This is a genomic window from Magnetovibrio blakemorei (assembly GCF_001746755.1).
Classification (GTDB): Bacteria; Pseudomonadota; Alphaproteobacteria; order Rhodospirillales; family Magnetovibrionaceae; genus Magnetovibrio; species Magnetovibrio blakemorei.
On the sequence record NZ_MCGG01000055.1, the window covers coordinates 94349 to 112912 of the forward strand.

The 18564-nt window shown below is 55.1% G+C and carries 25 protein-coding genes; 8 read left to right on the forward strand and 17 right to left on the reverse strand.

Features of this window, described 5'->3' with window-relative positions; genetic code table 11:
- Position 1 precedes the first annotated feature (1 nt).
- Entirely contained in the window at positions 2 to 454 is a 453-nt protein-coding gene (locus tag BEN30_RS14370; RefSeq protein ID WP_069959018.1) for a response regulator, read from the forward strand.
- Positions 444 to 2531 carry a putative bifunctional diguanylate cyclase/phosphodiesterase gene (locus BEN30_RS14375; protein ID WP_170827075.1) on the forward strand — a complete coding sequence of 696 codons (2088 nt, stop codon included), beginning with the start codon at positions 444 to 446 and terminating at the stop codon, positions 2529 to 2531. Before BEN30_RS14370 ends, BEN30_RS14375 begins: the two co-directional genes overlap by 11 nt.
- A 10-nt stretch (positions 2532 to 2541) precedes the next feature.
- Here the strand turns inward: BEN30_RS14375 and BEN30_RS14380 are convergent, their stop codons facing one another.
- The 4 genes from BEN30_RS14380 to BEN30_RS19125 all read right to left on the reverse strand — a co-directional run bounded on the left by BEN30_RS14380 (position 2542) and on the right by BEN30_RS19125 (position 5736).
- A complete protein-coding gene (locus BEN30_RS14380) occupies positions 2542 to 3165 on the reverse strand; it encodes a cell wall hydrolase (protein WP_069959020.1) in 624 nt (207 codons plus the stop codon).
- A gap of 324 nt (positions 3166 to 3489) precedes the next feature.
- Positions 3490 to 4020 carry a flavin reductase family protein gene (locus tag BEN30_RS14385; protein ID WP_069959021.1) on the reverse strand — a complete coding sequence of 177 codons (531 nt, stop codon included), beginning with the start codon at positions 4018 to 4020 and terminating at the stop codon, positions 3490 to 3492.
- Positions 4021 to 4176: 156 nt separating this feature from the next.
- Entirely contained in the window at positions 4177 to 5478 is a 1302-nt protein-coding gene (locus BEN30_RS14390) for an O-acetylhomoserine aminocarboxypropyltransferase/cysteine synthase family protein (protein ID WP_069959022.1), read from the reverse strand.
- A 135-nt stretch (positions 5479 to 5613) separates the two neighbouring features.
- A complete protein-coding gene (locus BEN30_RS19125; RefSeq protein WP_281201841.1) occupies positions 5614 to 5736 on the reverse strand; it encodes a hypothetical protein in 123 nt (40 codons plus the stop codon).
- Between the two features lie 13 nt (positions 5737 to 5749).
- Between BEN30_RS19125 and BEN30_RS14395 the strand changes: the two genes are divergently transcribed.
- The 6 genes from BEN30_RS14395 to BEN30_RS14420 all read left to right on the forward strand — a co-directional run bounded on the left by BEN30_RS14395 (position 5750) and on the right by BEN30_RS14420 (position 10796).
- Positions 5750 to 6757, forward strand: coding sequence for an NAD-dependent epimerase (locus tag BEN30_RS14395; RefSeq protein ID WP_069959023.1), 1008 nt, complete (start codon positions 5750 to 5752; stop codon positions 6755 to 6757).
- Between the two features lie 24 nt (positions 6758 to 6781).
- A complete protein-coding gene (locus BEN30_RS14400) occupies positions 6782 to 7921 on the forward strand; it encodes a glycosyltransferase family 4 protein (protein WP_069959024.1) in 1140 nt (379 codons plus the stop codon).
- 110 nt (positions 7922 to 8031) lie between these two features.
- On the forward strand, positions 8032 to 8412 hold the full coding sequence (locus BEN30_RS14405) for a hypothetical protein (protein WP_069959025.1): 381 nt from the start codon (positions 8032 to 8034) through the stop codon (positions 8410 to 8412).
- 3 nt (positions 8413 to 8415) lie between these two features.
- Positions 8416 to 8697, forward strand: a complete 282-nt coding sequence (locus BEN30_RS14410; RefSeq protein WP_139135047.1) for a hypothetical protein — start codon at positions 8416 to 8418, stop codon at positions 8695 to 8697.
- A gap of 12 nt (positions 8698 to 8709) precedes the next feature.
- A complete protein-coding gene (locus tag BEN30_RS14415; RefSeq protein ID WP_069959027.1) occupies positions 8710 to 9489 on the forward strand; it encodes a hypothetical protein in 780 nt (259 codons plus the stop codon).
- A gap of 476 nt (positions 9490 to 9965) precedes the next feature.
- The gene (locus BEN30_RS14420; protein WP_069959028.1) at positions 9966 to 10796 is read left to right on the forward strand and encodes an RNA polymerase sigma factor; all 831 of its coding nucleotides are present in this window, start codon (positions 9966 to 9968) and stop codon (positions 10794 to 10796) included.
- A gap of 124 nt (positions 10797 to 10920) precedes the next feature.
- Here BEN30_RS14420 and BEN30_RS14425 read toward each other — a convergent pair whose 3' ends face one another.
- From BEN30_RS14425 to feoB, 13 genes are all read right to left on the reverse strand, one after another.
- Positions 10921 to 11409, reverse strand: coding sequence for a RebB family R body protein (locus tag BEN30_RS14425; protein WP_139135048.1), 489 nt, complete (start codon positions 11407 to 11409; stop codon positions 10921 to 10923).
- A 60-nt stretch (positions 11410 to 11469) separates the two neighbouring features.
- On the reverse strand, positions 11470 to 11718 hold the full coding sequence (locus BEN30_RS14430; RefSeq protein WP_069959030.1) for a RebB family R body protein: 249 nt from the start codon (positions 11716 to 11718) through the stop codon (positions 11470 to 11472).
- 69 nt (positions 11719 to 11787) lie between these two features.
- Positions 11788 to 12111, reverse strand: a complete 324-nt coding sequence (locus BEN30_RS14435) for a RebB family R body protein (protein WP_069959031.1) — start codon at positions 12109 to 12111, stop codon at positions 11788 to 11790.
- Positions 12112 to 12227: 116 nt separating this feature from the next.
- Positions 12228 to 12458: a RebB family R body protein gene (locus BEN30_RS14440; protein WP_069959032.1), complete on the reverse strand. Its 231-nt coding sequence runs from the start codon at positions 12456 to 12458 to the stop codon at positions 12228 to 12230.
- Positions 12459 to 12542: 84 nt separating this feature from the next.
- Complete coding sequence (locus BEN30_RS14445) at positions 12543 to 13019, reverse strand: hypothetical protein (RefSeq protein ID WP_139135049.1); 477 nt, start codon at positions 13017 to 13019, stop codon at positions 12543 to 12545.
- 31 nt (positions 13020 to 13050) lie between these two features.
- The gene (locus BEN30_RS14450; protein WP_069959034.1) at positions 13051 to 13758 is read right to left on the reverse strand and encodes a hypothetical protein; all 708 of its coding nucleotides are present in this window, start codon (positions 13756 to 13758) and stop codon (positions 13051 to 13053) included.
- Positions 13759 to 13986: 228 nt separating this feature from the next.
- Positions 13987 to 14319: a RebB family R body protein gene (locus BEN30_RS14455; RefSeq protein ID WP_069959035.1), complete on the reverse strand. Its 333-nt coding sequence runs from the start codon at positions 14317 to 14319 to the stop codon at positions 13987 to 13989.
- 220 nt (positions 14320 to 14539) lie between these two features.
- Entirely contained in the window at positions 14540 to 14863 is a 324-nt protein-coding gene (locus BEN30_RS14460; protein WP_069959051.1) for a RebB family R body protein, read from the reverse strand.
- Between the two features lie 196 nt (positions 14864 to 15059).
- Complete coding sequence (locus BEN30_RS14465; protein WP_069959036.1) at positions 15060 to 15383, reverse strand: RebB family R body protein; 324 nt, start codon at positions 15381 to 15383, stop codon at positions 15060 to 15062.
- A gap of 101 nt (positions 15384 to 15484) precedes the next feature.
- Entirely contained in the window at positions 15485 to 15814 is a 330-nt protein-coding gene (locus BEN30_RS14470; RefSeq protein WP_069959037.1) for a YnfA family protein, read from the reverse strand.
- A gap of 117 nt (positions 15815 to 15931) precedes the next feature.
- A complete protein-coding gene (locus BEN30_RS14475) occupies positions 15932 to 16765 on the reverse strand; it encodes an OmpA family protein (RefSeq protein WP_084005606.1) in 834 nt (277 codons plus the stop codon).
- Positions 16766 to 16914: 149 nt separating this feature from the next.
- Entirely contained in the window at positions 16915 to 17097 is a 183-nt protein-coding gene (locus BEN30_RS14480) for a FeoB-associated Cys-rich membrane protein (RefSeq protein ID WP_069959039.1), read from the reverse strand.
- A partial coding sequence (gene feoB / locus BEN30_RS14485) for a ferrous iron transport protein B (RefSeq protein WP_069959040.1) occupies positions 17097 to 18564 on the reverse strand: 1468 nt, incomplete at its 5' end. The genes feoB and BEN30_RS14480, both read right to left, overlap by 1 nt.

The following is an 18564-nucleotide window of genomic DNA, read 5'->3' on the forward strand; positions in this document are numbered from 1 at the left end:
CATGAGCACACTTCTTCTCGTCGAAGACAATGAACTCAACCGAGATATGCTATCAAGGCGCCTTGAAAAAATGAATTACGATGTGCTCATAGCCGTCAATGGACAAGAAGGCGTTGAGATGGCCCGTGTGCATGCGCCGGATTTGGTCCTCATGGACATCAATATGCCGGTTATGGACGGCTGGACGGCCCTGCACCACTTGAAAAGCATCTCGGAAACCCGCGAAATCCCTGTTATTGCCCTCACCGCCCATGCCATGACATCAGACCGAGACAAAGCCGACGAAATCGGCTTCAATGACTACTCGACGAAGCCGGTGGACTTTCCAGCCTTGGTTCACAAAATTGAATCATGGCTGCACTACGCCAGCACCAAGACGGCTGACACTTCTGAGACGATTGCGTTAAACCAAACGGATGGGTCGCACGGACAAAATGAACGAAATGACACCTGACACACATGTCCTGGTCGTTGATGACAACGAGATGAATCGCGACCTTTTGGTACGCCGTCTGGAGCGCATTGGGTTTCGCACAGACACGGCCAACGGCGGCCTCTCAGCCGTGGAAAAGATCGCGCATAATACTTATGATTTGGTGTTGCTTGATATCAACATGCCCGACATGGACGGCATTGCCGTGCTTGCCCAAGTGCGCAAAACCAAAGATCAGTCCGAACTGCCCATCATCATGGTCAGCGCACGCGATGCCAGCGACAGCATTGCCGAAGCCATCAACACCGGGGCCAACGATTACATCACCAAACCAGTCGATTTCCCGGTTGCCTTGGCCCGCATCAACACCCAATTGGAAATTTTACGCACGCATCGAAAGCTTAAAGTCAGCGAAGAACGCTACGCGCTGGCTTTTCGCGGTGCCAATGACGGGCTTTGGGATTGGGATCTGCAAAGTGGGGAAGTTTATTATTCCGACCGCTGGAAAGAGATGCTGGGCTACAACGCCGACGAATTCGGCAATACCCCTGACGACTGGTTCAACCTTATACACCCCGAAGAACTTGACCGTCTAAAAGCCATCCTTGAACATCACCTGATGGGCAAATCCGAAGTGTTTGAGCATGAATACAGAGCCCTGCACAAAGACGGCACTTTTCGCTGGTTGCTGACCCGCGGTGTCGCCTCACGCGGCACTGACAATCAAGCGGTGCGCATATCGGGATCACAAACCGACGTTACGCGCTCCAAGGTTTACGACCCCATCACCTTAATCCCCAATAAGTTCTTGTTCATGGACCGGTTGGAATGGTTGCTCGACAAAGATCGTCGCAAACGTCCTGGGCGCTACGCCGTATTCTTGATCCACATTGACCGTCTCGATGAATTACGCCAAACCTTGGGCCCGGTGGCCGGGGAAGAAGTTCTCATCAACATCGCACATCGGCTGCTCGATTGTTTGCGCGTCGAAGACAGCGTCTCGCGTATGTTTGAAGCCGAAGCCACCACCGTCAGTCGCCACGACGAAGCGGACTTCGCCGTTCTTGCCGAAGGCTGTCGCGATGAAGCCACCGCCCCAAAACTGGCGGAACGCCTGCGCCAAACCGTCAGCAAGCCGATGAAAGTTGGAGACAACAATTTGGTGATGACGGCCTCGCTGGGCATTGTCGCAGGGGCCATGGAAGAAGGACTGGATGCTCCCGATGTGATTTCACATGCGGCATCCGCCTTGGCCCGGGCACGGCGCAAAGGCCCCGGTAATTTTGAGCTGTTTGACAAGCACATGCAAAAACGCGCCCTCAAACGTCTGAAAATGGAAACCGATTTGCGCCGCGCGGTGGCCGAAAATCAACTGGCGTTGCACTACCAGCCGATCGTCAAATTGAACTCCGGGGCGATTGCCGGGTGTGAAGCCCTGGCGCGCTGGCGGCACCCGGAACGCGGCAACATTCCGCCGACCGAATTTATCCCGCTTGCCGAAGAATGCGGCCTCATCGACATCATCGGAGACTGGGTCTTGGAAGAGGCCTGCACCCAGCACCAAAAATGGACCGATGGGCGTGCCGAAACCTTGGACCTATCGGTGAACTTTTCCTTGCTGCAGATGCAGCGCGACGGCGTCGAAGACCGGATCATGGACATCCTCAGCAAGACCGGAATGGACCCCAAACGCTTAAAAATTGAGATTACGGAATCCATTTTTATGGAAGATATGGACCGCGTTAAAGGCATCTTGTCGGCGCTGAACAACGAAGGCATCGGCATCGCAATTGACGATTACGGCACCGGATATTCTTCCTTGTCGTACCTCAAACGCCTGCCCATCACCCACCTGAAAATCGATCGTTCGTTCATTGGCGATGTTTCAAGTGATGTCGCCGCCCAAGCCATCGTGCAAAGCACGCTTCTGATGGCCCAAAGCCTTGGCATCGAAGTGGTTGCGGAAGGCATCGAAACTGTTGATCAAGAGGCTCTGCTGAGGGTTCTTAAGGCTGAATACGGTCAAGGCTACCATTTCTGGCGGCCGATTGAGGGTGATGTTTTTTCCGAGTTGGTCAATCGCCCACTCGTGGTTTGATGAACCAGCCCTAATTCAAAGACGCCAGCGAAACTTCGCCCGCCCTTAAGCGAACGCGTGTTTGGGATTTAGCCTGTTCGCCTTGGCTCAGCTGCGTGGATGCAATTGGGTTTTTCTGCGTGTCATGTACGAAAAAGATATGCTGACCAATGCGCTTGGTTTTGACCATGCGTTCTGCCCACGTGGGTTTGACGTAAGTGGCATGATAAAACAACGCGCCGTGGGTTGGGTCGTCCATCTGCTGTTTGTCTTGATCAATCAAAGCCAAGCGTGCGATGCGTTGGGCGCTGTCCCACGCCTTGACGTCGTTGGGATCATCTTTTTTGCCGTCACACCACCACGAGAACTGACAGCGATTGCGCCGCTCACCGCCTTGACGAACGACCGCGCAGACATCGTTGGGGAACGCTTCGCTTTTGACCCGGTTCAACGTCACTGCCGCGACGGCCCGTTGCCCCAGTTCCGGCTCCGAGCGCGCTTCCCAATAGACATTAAGCGCAAGACAGCGTTGCGCCTCTAGATCAACAGACGGTGCCTCGAACTGAGTGCGGATATTTGCCGACGCAATCGACAACGTCACGACCACACCGATCACTGGTGCGACGAGAAAGGTAGGCAAACGGAACAACCGCATGTCCTAAAACTCCATCTAATTTCCGGTCACAATGACCAGTTCAATTAACGGCCCAATTCTCAGCCACAGTGAGGCCATAAGCAAAAACTACATTAGTTTTATCTAATGTTTTAATCCCCCTTGTCTAGCCCTGATTAAACGCAGGCACACGCATTACGGCTAAGTCGTTGAAACACAATCGACAAAATACACATATAAATACGTATTTTGGGCTTCTCACGGCCGAGAATTCCACCTTCACACCAAAAATCAGGAAAAAGCCCAAACGACGCAGTGAAAAACACCCGCGACAAAAGCATCCAAATCCGCGCAAAAATGGGAATTTTACGCCATGTTTGAATCCAGCTTAATCGTCTTGCCGTCGATCACAAACTTGCCATAGCCGTGATGGTGGATGGTTTTGGGGTTCTTTTGCTCCGGGTCGGTCCACGCCTTCACCACTTCAAGGACGAACAGATTGTAAGCGTTTACAAGGCGCGTATCGACCACTTTGCATTCGAGATTGGCGAAACACTCTTTGATCAAAGGCGCGGCCACTTCGTGGGCTGGAATCGGCGTCAGGGCAAAGCTTTCAAACTTATCGACATCGCGCCCGCTGCAATTGCCGACCTCAACGACCTTGGGTGCCAGCTCCACCGCCGGAATGGCGATCACGCATGCCTTGGTCGCACGCAACGCCCTGAAACTGTGATCGGCGTTACTGACGACACAGGCCACCAGCGGGGGCGTGAACTCGACCATCATGTGCCAAGACATGGTCATGACATTGGCGCGCCCTTTGTGGGCGGTGCTCAGCAGCACGACGGGCCCCGGCTCGAGCAATTGATAGACTTGAGAGAGAGGGAGGTCCTTCATCGCATTCACGCCTCCTGACGATTTTGATAGGCTCCACGAGACGCAGAGCGTTCGAAAAAAGGGATCGTATCAAGGATATACCCTTTCGCGTCGGGCGCATAACAAAGGCCGCATCCCCTTCCAGGGATGCGGCCTTTGTGTCGGGTGCGAAGGCGTTTAAGCCGACGTTGCCACCTTTAAGGCTTGGTCCAAATCGGCGATGATGTCGTCGATGTGCTCAATCCCGATGGACAGGCGCACGTAACCATCCGTGACACCGCTGGCCAGTTGTTCTTCCGCATTCAACTGGGAATGCGTGGTGCTGGCCGGATGGATGGCCAGGGACCGGGCATCGCCGATGTTGGCGACGTGGTAGAACATTTTCAGCGCCTCGATAAAGGCACAGCCCGCTTTTTTGCCGCCTTTCAGCTCAAAGCCCATAAGGCCACTGTAGCCCCCTTTGAGATACGCATCGGCACGACGTTTGTCTTCACCGCTTTGCAGACTGGGATAAATGACTTTGGTGACGTCCGCATGGGCATTCAGCCAATCGGCAACCTTGGCGGCATTTTCGCAATGGGCACGCATGCGCAACGGCAGCGTTTCCATACCTTGGATGATTTGAAACGCGTTGAACGGGCTCATGGCCGAACCGATGTCGCGCAGCAACGTGGTGCGGGCTTTGATGATATACGCCACCGGACCGATGGGTTTCACCGCATCCACCCACACCGCGCCGTGATAGCTGGGGTCGGGTGTGTTGAGGGCCGGTTGACGTGCAGCACCCGCACCTTCCCAATCGAACGCACCACTGTCGACAATGATGCCGCCAATCGAGGTGCCGTGACCGCCGATGAACTTGGTGCCGGAATACACAATCACCGCCGCACCGTGTTCAAACGGACGGCACAGGGTGGGAGCGGCGGTGTTGTCCATAATCAAAGGAATGCCAAATTCTTTACCGATGTCGGCGACTTCCTTGATGGGGAAAACCCGCAGCTTGGGATTGGGCAAGGTTTCCGCGAAATACGCACGGGTGCGATCATCGGTCGCGGCGCGAAAGGCTTCCGGATCCTGGGGATCGACAAAGCGCACTTCGATGCCTTGATCTTTCAAGGTGTTGGCAAACAGGTTGTAGGTGCCGCCATACAGATCGGTGGAGCTCACCACGTTGTCGCCAACTTTCGCCAAGTTCTGGATGGCCATCGCCGTCGCCGATTGACCCGATGACGTCGCCAGTGCCGCAACGCCGCCTTCCAAAGCGGCAACGCGCTTTTCCAGCACATCATTGGTCGGGTTCATGATGCGGGTGTAGATGTTACCCAGTTCCGATAACGAAAACAGATTTGCAGCGTGTTCCGTGCTGTCGAATTGATACGACGTGGTCTGATAAATGGGCACCGCGACTGAACCTGTCGTCGGATCGGCGCGCCAACCGGCGTGTAGGACCAAAGTTTCCGGATTTCTGCTGTCGGTCATAAAGACCTCCTCCCTATAAATAAACATGTAGACCAGCATTTGGGCCGATCCTGGCCGCCTTAAGGCCGAAAAAGTGCGAATATCCCCCAGGACATTGTCGACGGCGCAGCGCCAACGAGGCCTATTAAGCCCAGTTTAGCCGCCCCCTGCAAGCGCTGCCTGCATCGAAAGGGCTTTGACGAGATAGCTGTTTTCTACAGCGCTCAAATGGGGTACGTTCTGGGCACTGAAATCACTCAGATTCTCATAAAATTCCATAAAGAAGGCCCTTATGAAAGTTCTTATCACCGGCAGTGCAGGCTTTATCGGCAACCGCGTTTCGCAGCGCCTCCTTGAGCGCGGCGACCAAGTGGTCGGCATCGACAATATGAGCCCCTATTACGACGTTAAGCTCAAAGAAGCCCGCTTGGCGCAGGTTATAGATCATGAAAACTACGTCGAGGCGCGTATCGACTTGGCGGACCGCGACGCTGTGGCCAAGTTGTTTGAAGAGCATCGCCCCAACCGGGTGATCAATCTGGCCGCCCAAGCGGGCGTGCGCCATTCGCTGATCGCACCGCACGATTATGTAGACACCAACTTGGTGGGCTTTGTGAACATCTTGGAAGGCTGCCGTCACGCCAAGGTGGAACATTTCGTTTACGCGTCGTCCAGTTCCGTTTACGGCACCAACACCGATATGCCGTTTTCGGTCGCTGACAAGGTCGATCACCCCATCAGCCTGTACGCCGCCTCCAAGCGCGCCAATGAACTGATGGCCCACACCTATTCGCACCTGTTTGAAATCCCCTCCACGGGATTGCGGTTCTTCACCGTTTACGGCCCTTGGGGTCGTCCCGACATGGCGTTGTTTTTGTTCACCAAAGCGATTTTGGCGGGCGAGCCCATTGATGTATTCAACAACGGCGAAATGTCGCGTTCCTTCACCTATATCGACGATATTGTCGAAGGCGTGATCCGGGTGCTCGACACACCGCCTTCAGGCCCCACCGCCACGCCTGAAACCGAGGCCCCCGCCAACAGCAAGACCGCACCGTTCCGCGTTTTCAACATCGGGTCGGACGAAGCCGTCAGCTTGATGCGCTACATCGAAGTGCTGGAAGAAAATCTGGGCCGCAAAGCGATCAAAAACATGTTGCCGATGCAACCCGGTGACGTGGCTTCCACATGGGCGGACGTGGGTGATTTGAAAGCGACCGTCGGCTATGAGCCCACCACCACGGTCGAAGACGGCGTGAAGCGCTTTGTCGAATGGTATAAAGACTACTACGGCGTTTAAGACCCAAGCGGCAAGGGGAGCAAAATGCCCAAACTGCTGTTCACGGTGACCGAGGACTGGGCGTTTTGGTCGCACCGACTGCCCAGTGCCTTTGCCGCGCGGGATGCGGGCTATGACGTGGTGGTCGCCGCGCGCATGGCGAACCATCGCCAACGCATCGAAGCGTTGGGCTTTCGCACCGTCAACTGGGCAATCAAACGTGAAAGCCAAAACCCGTTCAGCGAGCTCGCGGCGCTTTTCGATTTGATCCGCATTTACCGCCTTGAGCGACCCGATGTCAGCTATCACGTCGCGCTGAAATCCATTCTCTATGGCTCCATTGCGGCGCGCATCGCCAAAGTCGGCGCGACGGTTAACTTGTTTTCCGGCTTAGGCATCGTGTTTATTTCTCAAGCGCCAAAGTTCCGCCTGATCCGCGCTTTGGTGACGCCCCTGTTGCGCTGGGCTTTAAAGCCCGCCCGCACACGGCTTCAAGTGCAAAACTCTGATGATCGTGCTTTGCTCAATAGCTTGGGCGTCTCAACCCCTGAACGCACCGACTTGGTGCCCGGTTCAGGCCTGGACATCGAAAACTTCCCCGAAACGCCTGAGCCGCCAATTCGTCTGCCCCAAAGCCCGCCCGTCGCCGTCCTGGTGGCGCGCATGTTGTGGGACAAGGGCATTGGTGAGTTGGTCCAGGCGGCACACATTTTGAAACAACGCGGCGTCCCTTTGCGCCTTGTTTTGGTGGGCAACCCGGACCCGGCCAATCCGGCCTCCATCCCAGAAGCCCAGTTGAAGGCTTGGCAGGACGAGGGCCTGTTGGAATGGTGGGGACGGCGCGAAGACGTGGCCGACATTTTGGCCCAATCGCACATTGCCGTGCTGCCGTCGTACAGAGAAGGCATGCCGCGCAGTCTATTGGAAGCGGCCAGCATCGGTCGGCCTTTGGTGGCGTTTGACGCTGTGGGCTGTCGCGATTTGATCCGCAGTGGTGAAAATGGCGTCTTGGTGCCGTTCAAAGATGTCCCAGCCTTGGCCGACGCATTGGAAACCCTGGCCACAGACGCCCCGCTACGCCTGCGTTTGGGACACCAAGCGCGCTTGGATATCGAGCGCACCTACAGCGCCGACGCCATCCGCGCCCATATCGCCCATATCCTCACGTCCCTCAAACCCAAATAATTGGTTCACAACACGCCCCGTCCGGCGTCCATCTCTCAGGTACCGTAAAGTTTAATGGACAAGACCATTAAGCGCGTGAGCCGGGTTGCCGATACAAGGGGAGAACGGACATGACTGACGACACTGTTATAAACGCCGAAGATCCGTTGCCGTCGGATGCCGTCGCCAAAGAGGCCGGCTTGGTGGTCGGCGAAGGCGAGGCGGTTGAATGCCTCACCAACGCGTTTGAACGCTACATTCAAAATTACCAAGACAGTTGGCAGAAAGATTGGCAAGACGGCATTACCGCCTTCGAGCAAGAAGTCGAGACCTGGCAAAACAGCATCGCCGCCCTCGAAACACCGTTACTGATCACTCCCCCTGTTGCCTCCCCTTCAGGCTCGGCAAAACCGGCGCCAAAACCAGTAACAACACCAGCGCCTATACCAACGCCTGATCCAGCGCCTGATCCAGCGCCCAAGAAAAAAACGCCGCCGCCGTCCGGAACCTAAACGATGGCTGACAAGACGACGAAGCCAGAAATGGATGATTTGGTGAATTCGATTGTCGGATCGATCCAGATGACCAGCGCCATTCAAACGGCTGTGCAAACGCAACTCGAAGGCGCATTGAACGCCGCCGCCACCGTCACTGCAGATCTGGTCAAGAGCAACGTCAGCAATCCCCAATTGGCAGAAGAAAATCTCAAGATCCAAAAGGCCGTAATTGATCTGACCCTCACATCTATCAAGGCTTTAGGCCCCAAACCAACGCCATCGTCCGGATCTGACACGTAAGGAAGCGCCGTCATGAGCCCCCAACAGCAGCAGCCTGCTCCCGCACCGACCTCCCCCATTGAAGGCGGTCCCGAAATCGCTATTCCACACACGGCGATCCCGCATTTGGGAACGTCACAGGCACAGGTCACCAACCCCACCACATCGCCCGATGGAACCATAACGCCGCCGAAGGTTGCCCCGCGCACGGTCACGGTTGAAATGCCGCCCCTTCCCCAAGGCGTCACCCAAGACGCCATCAACAGCGCCATCAAACAGGTGGAGCAAACCGGCAGCACTGAAGGCATTCCCCCTGAAGTTCTTGGCGCGGCGTGCGCCCAGCTTGAAGCCCAAGCCAAAGCGCAGGGCATCGATCTGACGCAAACGTCACCCCAAGAAGCCCCCCCGCCGCCTGGCCCCAGCAACTATGTTGAAGCCGCCGTGCTGGACAAAAAGAGCGTCATGGACGGCTTCAGCGCACAACGCGATCGGATGAAATCCGCCGTCTCCGATCAACGCGATGCCATGCAACAACCATACAAGGACGCCCTTCTCAAAGCGGGGCAAACGTCTCCTGCAGACACCCTTGGGTCACGCTCTCTTTCCCCCGAAGTGATCGGCGAACTGGCCTCAATGGCAAAGGACCTTGATCCGGCCACCATGGCCATCATCAACGCGGTCAGCGCCATGAGCAACAACCCCTCAATCCTCAACAGCGTGATGTGGATTGAAATCATTCGCTCGATCCGGCGCTTGATCGCCGACGAAGCCCGCAAACAACTCCAACTCATGCTCAATCCCAATTCGGTGTGACTGAACACCTAGCCTCTCCCACAAGGTATACGCCCCTTAACCTTGATCACCGGGACCATTTTTCCAAAAAATACACTCATAACGAGCGTTTTATTCACCTATTCGCAATGTTCGTGGTGCACCCTCAACATGTGTTGCCCCGCGGCGCCACCAAAGACAACACAACCCTTAATACATTAAATGCGTTGAGCTGACATTTTTATCCTCACAAAACACAAAGCTCGCGCGTCATTAAGGACAAGGTTGCTCCAATCACTTCAAAAATACGCACAACCTTAAGAAACAAAACAGGGCATCAGCAGGGAGGAATGCGCGACCCAGATGAACAACTTATGCATGCACATAATAAATGTTCATTTTGCATGCATCATGGCGCAAATGGCAGCGGTGCCTCATCCGGGAAAGCGCGTATGTAATCAATGGGGTTTTTTAAAATTCATGGACATCCGGGATTTCGCACCAGCGGAACGCGGCCAGTGCGCGACAATAATGAGCACGACGAAAACGCGCACGACGAAAGCGCACACCCAGAAACTTTAAACAACGCCATTACCGAGGTTCCGGGGCCAGGGACACCGCGACAATCCCGCAGGAAACAACGCCTCTCCCCGGCGGCGGTGATTGCAAGGTCCCTGGCGCCGGACGCCGCCCACCTTTCCCCGGCCGACATCATTGCCCGATCGATGCACAGCGCCTTTGGCCTGCCGGATCGTCATGCGCAATTGGCTTCCCCCGTTCGCACACAAAATGCGCTGCCCCCGTCGCCCCCCCCGCCCGTATCAGAGCCGGAGCCCTTTGCACAATTCTGGAATGTCTGGATGCAGCATCACGACTACCTGTTCAAACAGAGCTTGCGCTTTATGTCGGGCAATATGGCCGATGCCGAAGACGCGCTGAGCCAAGCCATGCTCAAGGGATCACAGTATTTTGACGCAGAATCAATTCGCAACGAACGAGCCTGGCTGACCCGCTTGGTGCACAATGCCTGCATGGATCAACACCGTTCACACAAGCGTCAAGCCCGCTTCGGCGATGAGATCGACGGCGATGACCCGGACCAGGCCCCCAACGTCACCCCACGACCCATGCGCTCTCCTGACGAAGCGTTGACCATGCGCCAGACCTTTGATCATCTCGAAGATCAACTGCTTTCGCTGCCCGTATCGCTCTTGGAACCGTTGCTGTTGCGCGTGGTCGAAGAAAAATCCTACGAAGAAATCGCCGGCAAGATGGGGCTGTCCAACTGTGCCGTGCGCAAACGCATCCAGCTGGCGCGCGATCGCCTCAAGCAAGCGAACATTCCCTAACACACCTCTCCCCCGATCGCCTCCCCTTGCCGCCTGCATTCAACACGACACAGCCAGCCCCACAAAAAAAAGGCCGCCTAACTTGGCGGCCTTTAAGTTGATTGGCGCGGGCGAAAAAAGGCGGCTAACTCTTGGTGGCGGGAAACTCTGTAGCGATGGCTGTCGCCGTTGTCCCGACCGTGGCCAAGTTGACGCTGGCGGCCACGACCATTTCTTGCAAGGTGGCCAGCACCGGCGTGTAGACCGGAATGTTGGATTGGTCTTCCAGCATTTTGGCGACGATGACACCTTGTGCGGTCATGGCAATGTTTTCAATATTGCGGGAATAATCAGTGGCGTCCTGGACGGCAAACGCGGCGGCTTGGGCGACCTTTTGATACGCCGTGGCCGCTCCTTGATTGGCGGCCGACCCCATGACGGCTTTGTTGGTCTGATTGACCGCATCGACGATCTGCGCATTCACCCCGCCGCTCGTCGCAACAAGGGCCGTGCTACCGCCACTTGACGAAGGGGGGCTGTCCGAAGACGTGCTCTCAGACGATGAAGAAGAAGAGGCATCTCCTGAAGTTTGCTCAGAGTTTTGCGTGTCGTCGTTTTGGGTATCATCTGTCATGCTTCACCTCTGGACCCGGTGCGGTCCCCCTTCTTTTGTGAACGTCTCTCAAATCCGTCATTAGCCGCCGGACTTGGTGCCGTTGGCTGCGTCGAAAATCATCCGCACGCCGCTCGACGTCACGGCATTGCCGATTTGCTGCAAACCACCTTGGGCTTGCATCGCATTTTCCATCGCCAGCGAAATCGAGTGGGCCATCGTCTGATAGACCATGGCCATACTCTGAGCGGGCGCTTCGGCAACCACCTTGACGTTCGTCTGTGTGACGGCGTCTGTGATTTGTGAATTAACACTGGTGCTATCCGGCATTTTGATACCCTAGAGTTTAGAGTTGCATTCTGACGACCTCTTGATTTTGGTCGCCCCCGTTTTCCCCGACTATTTTTTACTTGCCGCCAATGCGATCAGCAAAGCCATCATCAGATCCGGCGTGTCACTGGTCGCAATTTTATCCATCGCCATCGCACTGGCCATCGAACTGGCCCCATACAACTGCATCACACCTTGATTGGTCGCCGCCTGGGCACAAACGGCAGCGTGCTGCTGCATCATCGTGTTGTTTTCAAACATCACGCTCAACGAATGCGCCGCCGTTTGATAGACATTGCCCATGGCCTGGGCCGGTGCCGACCCGAGCACGGCAACATTGGTTTGCGTAACCGCATCGGTGATCATGGCATTGAGTGGTGTCGACATGGCCATAAAGGTGTTTCCTTACTCTCCCCGCCGAGCACAGGTGTTGCGTTCGGGTCTTTGGTCTTTATCAGTGACGCCGGTGATCGTGACTTGTGATCGCGGGCACACTGTTTCTTTTGTCCCTAGGACGACACGCCGGCCTTGGTGATCATCGCCATGAGTGCCGCAGCGGCAGAATTGCCGATCTGTTGCATACCGCCTTGGGTTTGCGTTGCATTTTCCATCGCCAAGCCCATCGCGTGCGCCATCGCTTGCGAGGACACCCCCAGGGCACCCGCAGGACTTTCGCCTAAGACCTTGACGTTGGTCTGGGTCACGGCATCGGTGATTTGTGAATTTACAAGATTTGCCATGATTTCAGTCTTTCACATCAAGTCAAAATGTTAAGCGCTCTGCCCTGTTCGGGATCATTTGCCGGATTGCAGACGAACCGGATATCACGTCACCGTCATGGTGTTCTGGCTGAGTTCCGAATAATTTTTGGTGAGGTCGTTTATGTGTTCACCCAGCATATCCAAGACCGCCGTCAAGTGTTGATCCGAAGATGAAGGATTTGGGTCAGCAGCGCCTTTGTTGAGCAAATTTTTCAAATCATCAAGATTGTTGGTCGCCCCGAACGAGGCCGTATTGGTGTTGGAACCGCTCCCCTCTTGGGCTTGTGGCTTTTTCGCATAGGGAATGTCGACGGCCACGGCTCCGCAGTTTTCGGTGGCCGCCAGAATTTGTGCCAAAGCCATGGCCAACGCTTGCATCTGCAGGGGATGAGACAACTCGTGATCACGCACCATGCCAGCGGCCAGAAGAGACTGGGTGTTGACCATGTTGAACATGGATTCCAGCGCCGCCAATCCGATCCCGCTGCCCATCATCAAGGCGTTGGTGTTGCTCAGCCTTCGTTCTGTTCGTTTCGACATGACCAGCCTCCCCAGTCGCGATCCGTTGGTTTCAGTCTGAATCGTGACTGTTGTTGTTCAAGTTCAAAAGTTGTTTCACGCACGCACTGGTACACAGCAGCCCCACTTGGTCGAGCTGGCGCTGCATCTGCGTCGCGTTCATCAAGACCGAACTTTGCGCCGTGGTGTTGGCCAGCATCGATCCCAAGGCGGCAAATGCGGGGCCGGAACCCAGCACCATGCTCACACCCTGAGACGCATTGTTGAATTGATCCGCATCCCAATCGTTGTTGTTCAAATCTTCGAAGACCCGCGTCAACACATCAAGGTAATCACCACCATCGCCTTGCACGTTGGCAAATCCCTTTGAGGGCTTTGTGGGCGGTTCGGCAGTTGCCTGCCGATTGGAATTGTTTGTTTGTGAAGTGCTTTGCGCTTTTTTCTGAGCGGCAAGGGCGGCTTGTTGCGCCAGGTATTGCGCCTTCGCCTGGACGGCAGCCTGGCGGGCCACAAAATCGGCTCTCGCTTCCATCGCCGCTTCGACTGCGGCTTCCGTTTCGGCCACACGCTGGTTGAGCATAGCCAGCTCATCTGCGTCAGAGGCAAACACCTCTTCATCATTGTCATCATCATCTTCATAAGGTGGGGCGGCAGGGCTGGCGGGTTCTGCAGTTGGCGTCTTTTGAGCAGGTTTGGCGCTGGTCTTTGTTCCTTGTCCCGCTCCCTTTGACTTAGGGCCACTCGTCGTTACGTTCGCCATCTATCGTCTCCTAAACCGTACTGTGGCACCTTGCTAAGGCGGCGCTTCTTCGCCATGAGCGCCGACAACCTGATCGACCTCTCCCCTGTGCTTGACGCTCACAAATCCACTTCGTGAACAAAAAGCATTTTATTTTTGAGGAACCAGACCGCCGCAACCGAAAGATAGGCTCTGTCGATTGCGGCGGCCTTAGGCTCTTGCAAGCCATCAGGTCCGCAAAAATTGAGCTTAGCTGACGCCGGAGGTGCTGGCGCGCAGGGCCGACATCAAAGCCAGCATGTTGTCGGGCACATCGGAGCCGCCGATTTTCGACGTCGCCACTGCACCGGCCATGGTATCGACACTGTAAATCTGAATCACGCCCTGGTTGGTGGCCGCCTGCGAAGCGATCGCCAGCTGCTGCTGTGAACTGACGGCGTTTTCATACAAGATACCGGTAGAGTGAGACAGCGACTGGTACAAAGCACCCATTGCCATTGCGGGCGCTTCGCCCAAAACTTTGACGTTTGCCTGGGTAACTGCGTCGGTGATCTGACCATTTACGGGTGTGGGTAATGCCATTTGAATTCTCCTGTTAAGACCTGATTGCTTGTCTGAGTGATGCAAGTCCAATATGCGTTGGGTTGCATCTTGCTTTCCCTAAACTGACGGTTCCAAGGGCCCTTTGTGATGCAATTCATGTATTTTTTTATCTTTTATTTCCAATCCATTAACCCAAACACAACAAACCCGTCCAACCACCAGGGCGAGACGGGTTTGGTCGTAAAATAAGGGCCTGAACTTAGACTGTTGTAGCCCGCAGTGCGCTCAACAGAGCCAACATGTTGTTGGGAACATCCGACTGTGCAACTTTGGCTGTCGCGGCCGCCCCCGACATGGTGTCGACACTGTAGATTTGAATAACACCCTGGTTGGTCGCGGCTTGTGCCGCAATCGCCAACTGCTGCTGGGAGCTGACGGCGTTCTCATAAAGAATGCCGGTAGAGTGTGAAAGCGATTGGTACATTGCACCCATCGCCATGGCCGGAGCATCACCAAGAACCTTAACGTTGGCCTGGGTGACAGCATCCGTGATTTGGCCGTTTACCGGAGTGGGTAGAGCCATTTTCGATCTCATTCATCGCTTAGGACTGCCAAGCACCGTCGCCAAACCATTCGGCTGTGTGGTGCAGATCTATCACGCTAATGACGTATGATGCGGACAGTTGTGATGGACAAAATGAATCTTTTTATTGAATCTGAAAGAGGAAAAGAAAACCTGACCCGTCCCCGACATCGGGCCAGAAATTCCTTTACCGGACTTAGGACGTGGTTGCCCGCAGGGCCGTCATCAAAGACAGCATATTGTCCGGCACGTCGGAGTTGGCGATCTTCGAGGTCGCAACCGCAGCCGACATCGGCGGTACGGAATAGATCTGAATCACACCCTGGTTGGTGGAAGCCTGAGCAGCGATATTGAGTTGCTGCTGTGAGCTCACAGCGTTTTCAAACAAGATGCCCGTCGAGTGCGAGAGCGATTGAAAAATTGCCCCCATTGCCATCGCGGGGGCATCGCCCAACACTGAAACGTTTGCCTGAGTAACGGCGTCCGTGATCATTCCGTTCACGGGAGTCGGCATGGCCATAAGCTGTCTCCATTCTTTGGTTAAAGGTGTTCCTCTCCCCTACAGCTGTTAGACGCAAGCCATCTCCGTTTGTGATACCATTTCCGTTTCTGAATTCTCTCCTATTGGCCGCCGCGCGGACCAAAAAGAATAACCAGCGCACCGATGACACACAGGGCGGCACCCATCCCATCCCAACGATCCGGCTTCGAACCTTCAACCCCCCACATCCACACCAAGGACGATAGGATATAGATGCCGCCATACGCGGCATAAGCGCGTCCCGCCAAGTCCGTGTTGATGTACGTCAACGCCCATGCGAACGCCGCCAGACTGACCATGCCGGGGATCAGCCACAACGGCGTCTTGTCCAACCGCAGCCACGCCCAGAACGCAAAACAACCGCCGATTTCCGCAAACGCAGCGAGGAAATAGATAGGAAGTGTCCGCATATGCTTGGTCCTTAAAAGGGTGCCGAACGGTGGTTCGGCAGCTCACAAAAAAGAAGCCCCCTGACAGAACTCAATCTGCAAGGAGGCTCCCTTAATCGAAAAGTCTATGAACGGGTTTTAGCGTTCAAACACCACTTCAACGCGACGGTTCATGCGTTCGCGCATGCCGTCATCGGTGGCGACTTGCGGGCTGGTTTCGCCGGCGTGTGACGACTGGACTTCAGCCTTCGGCAAGCCGTACGACATCAATGCCTTCGCCACGGCTTCGGCGCGTTTTTGCGACAGAGCCATGTTGTAGGCGTTGCTGCCGGAACGATCCGTATGACCGATCAAAACCGCACGTTTGACTTTGGCAGCCATGGCCGCCTTAGCAGAACGTTCGATGATGGCGTTCGCCGCAGAGGTCAATTCAGCACTGTTGTGGGTGAAATAGACAATAAAGGGTTCCGGAATAGCCGGCATTGCCATCGCCATTTCGCCTTTGCATTCGGGCATCGCTTTTTCAAACGCGCTGCGCTCGTTGGCGATATGATCGGGTTGATGGCCTTCTTCAGCCTGTTCCATCCAATGCTCAAAGGACGTTTGCGCGCGGGCACATGCATCGGGAGCAACTTGCGGTGCATTGGTCTTCAAAGCCGCCATCAAAGTGTTGCTGGCCTGTCCAATAGCGTTGACATCGACTTTGAGTTTACGCTCTGAAGGCATTTGTGCCGTCGGGATTTTGCCCATCGCAGCCATTTCGGCGCGAGAGTTGAAGAAGCCAACCGACGCCCAGTCGCCTTCGCCTTTTTCAAATTGCGCGTGCTCTACGTAGTGCTTATGCAGGGCTGAAGCAAAGGCCCCCCCTTGATCAGGCATCATCGAAACTTTTTCAATGTTATAGTTGCCAGCACAAGCTGCCAGCAGGGCTGTCGCACCAACGACAACGCTCGCTTTCATCAGTATATTCATTGGGATCTCTCCTTCATATTGACAAACTAAGAGTGATAATGAGTCTAGCAACTCACGAATAATGATACTCGGTACAGTATAAAATGTGAATAATGCAGGATCATTACAATGATTGAATCGGACTATGTTCAAAAATGACGCAAAACAAACTACATGTCTTTTTTGTCAAAAATGTTGACAGTGGGGTCCTCAGGTTTTGCGCCACAACCGCTGCACCCGCCACAACCTGAACCTTTTTTGGAAAATTTAGCGATGGCTTTGCGCACAATGTACAAAACGCACAGGGCAAATACGATCGCCAGTACGACGGATTCAATCACTTGATAGTCCATTAGACGAACACCCCCCCGATCGTGATGACGCCAAACGCCAAGATCCAGGCCAGTGACATGGAAAACCCCACGGAGAACCCCGCCCACTTCCAGCTTCCCGTTTCCCGGCGAATGACCGCGATGGTCGCCAGGCAGGGGACATAAAGCAAAACAAACACCATAAAGGCAAAGGCCACCAGCGGTGACATGGTTCCCGCTAAAGCATCGCGCAGGCTGTCTGATTCTTCCGTGGCGTCCTCGCCTTGGGCATAAATGACGGCGTAACTGGCCACCACCACTTCTTTCGCAACCACCCCCGTCAAAATCGCCACGGTGTCTTTCCAATTAAACCCCAAAGGCTCAAACACCGGTGCAACGGCGAGCGCCGTGCGGCCCAGATAACTTTTTTCCAGATGCTCACGTTCTTGTTCATGGCGCAGCTTCGTCACCGCCGCATCGCGGACTTCGCTTTGAACACCCGCTTCAAGCGTGGCAATTTGGCCCGCATAGTCTTGGGTCCAATCGACGTCTTTAGGGTACGCCTGCAAGAACCACAATACGGTCGAGCCAACCAAAATCACGCCACCCACTTTGCGCAAAAAATCAGAGGCTTTTTCCCACATGTGATAGAGCACCGCCCGCATAGACGGCATGCGGTAGGGCGGCAGTTCCATAACGAAGGGCTCCGTGCCACCCCGCACCACAAAGCGCCCCAAAAACACCGCCGCGCTAAACGCAATCAAGATGCTCAACAGATACATCAAAAACACCACGGTCCCCGCCCACTCGGCAAAGAACGCACCGGCAAACAAAATAAACACCGGCAGACGCGCGGTGCACGCCATAAACGGATTGACCAAAATGGCGATCAGGCGCGCGCGCTCACTTTCGATGGTGCGCGTCGCCATGATGGCCGGAACATTACAGCCAAAGCCCATCACCAACGGAATGAACGCTTTGCCATGCATGCCAAAGGTGTGCATCACCCGGTCCAACAAAAAGGCAGAGCGCGCCAGGTAGCCGCTTTCACTAAAAAACGCGAGAAAGAAGAACAAAATGACAATATTGGGAAGAAAGATAATGGTCCCGCCGACCCCGGCGATAATGCCTTCGACCAACAGGTCTTTGATCATGCCATCAGGCATGACCGAGCCCACAACACCGGCAATCCAACCCACGCCTAAATCGATCCAATCCATAGGATACGCGCCGACGGTGAAGGTGGTTTCAAACATCACCCACATCAAACCCAAAAACAACGGCATGCCCAAAGTCCGGTGCAGCAAGACGGAATCCAACAGGCGTGTGGTCTGCAACCGCTTCGCCGGGTCCATCGTTTGCTGGCGGGCTTCCAAAAGCAAGCCGTGAATAAAGCCGTAGCGGGCATCGGCAAACATGATTTCCACGTCTTCACCATGAGACTGGGCTAAGGCTTCACGCTCCCGGCGCACCAAATCGATCAAAACGCCATGTTCGCCTTCACGGCTC

Excerpts from the sequence above, each read along its gene's own strand:
- BEN30_RS14400 (WP_069959024.1), top strand. The coding sequence starts at position 6,782 with ATGCCCAAACTGCTGTTCACGGTGACCGAGGACTGGGCGTTTTGGTCG.
- BEN30_RS14475 (WP_084005606.1), bottom strand. The coding sequence starts at position 16,765 with ATGAATATACTGATGAAAGCGAGCGTTGTCGTTGGTGCGACAGCCCTG.
- BEN30_RS14380 (WP_069959020.1), bottom strand. The coding sequence starts at position 3,165 with ATGCGGTTGTTCCGTTTGCCTACCTTTCTCGTCGCACCAGTGATCGGT.
- BEN30_RS14450 (WP_069959034.1), bottom strand. The coding sequence starts at position 13,758 with ATGGCGAACGTAACGACGAGTGGCCCTAAGTCAAAGGGAGCGGGACAA.
- BEN30_RS14425 (WP_139135048.1), bottom strand. The coding sequence starts at position 11,409 with ATGACAGATGATACCCAAAACGACGACACGCAAAACTCTGAGCAAACT.
- BEN30_RS14460 (WP_069959051.1), bottom strand. The coding sequence starts at position 14,863 with ATGGCTCTACCCACTCCGGTAAACGGCCAAATCACGGATGCTGTCACC.
- BEN30_RS14375 (WP_170827075.1), top strand. The coding sequence starts at position 444 with ATGACACCTGACACACATGTCCTGGTCGTTGATGACAACGAGATGAAT.
- BEN30_RS14440 (WP_069959032.1), bottom strand. The coding sequence starts at position 12,458 with ATGGCAAATCTTGTAAATTCACAAATCACCGATGCCGTGACCCAGACC.
- BEN30_RS14395 (WP_069959023.1), top strand. The coding sequence starts at position 5,750 with ATGAAAGTTCTTATCACCGGCAGTGCAGGCTTTATCGGCAACCGCGTT.
- BEN30_RS14470 (WP_069959037.1), bottom strand. The coding sequence starts at position 15,814 with ATGCGGACACTTCCTATCTATTTCCTCGCTGCGTTTGCGGAAATCGGC.
- BEN30_RS14385 (WP_069959021.1), bottom strand. The coding sequence starts at position 4,020 with ATGAAGGACCTCCCTCTCTCTCAAGTCTATCAATTGCTCGAGCCGGGG.
- BEN30_RS14435 (WP_069959031.1), bottom strand. The coding sequence starts at position 12,111 with ATGGCCATGTCGACACCACTCAATGCCATGATCACCGATGCGGTTACG.
- BEN30_RS14480 (WP_069959039.1), bottom strand. The coding sequence starts at position 17,097 with ATGGACTATCAAGTGATTGAATCCGTCGTACTGGCGATCGTATTTGCC.
- BEN30_RS14430 (WP_069959030.1), bottom strand. The coding sequence starts at position 11,718 with ATGCCGGATAGCACCAGTGTTAATTCACAAATCACAGACGCCGTCACA.
- BEN30_RS14390 (WP_069959022.1), bottom strand. The coding sequence starts at position 5,478 with ATGACCGACAGCAGAAATCCGGAAACTTTGGTCCTACACGCCGGTTGG.
- BEN30_RS14370 (WP_069959018.1), top strand. The coding sequence starts at position 2 with ATGAGCACACTTCTTCTCGTCGAAGACAATGAACTCAACCGAGATATG.
- BEN30_RS14455 (WP_069959035.1), bottom strand. The coding sequence starts at position 14,319 with ATGGCATTACCCACACCCGTAAATGGTCAGATCACCGACGCAGTTACC.
- BEN30_RS14465 (WP_069959036.1), bottom strand. The coding sequence starts at position 15,383 with ATGGCCATGCCGACTCCCGTGAACGGAATGATCACGGACGCCGTTACT.
- BEN30_RS14410 (WP_139135047.1), top strand. The coding sequence starts at position 8,416 with ATGGCTGACAAGACGACGAAGCCAGAAATGGATGATTTGGTGAATTCG.
- BEN30_RS14405 (WP_069959025.1), top strand. The coding sequence starts at position 8,032 with ATGACTGACGACACTGTTATAAACGCCGAAGATCCGTTGCCGTCGGAT.
- BEN30_RS19125 (WP_281201841.1), bottom strand. The coding sequence starts at position 5,736 with ATGGAATTTTATGAGAATCTGAGTGATTTCAGTGCCCAGAACGTACCC.
- BEN30_RS14415 (WP_069959027.1), top strand. The coding sequence starts at position 8,710 with ATGAGCCCCCAACAGCAGCAGCCTGCTCCCGCACCGACCTCCCCCATT.
- BEN30_RS14445 (WP_139135049.1), bottom strand. The coding sequence starts at position 13,019 with ATGTCGAAACGAACAGAACGAAGGCTGAGCAACACCAACGCCTTGATG.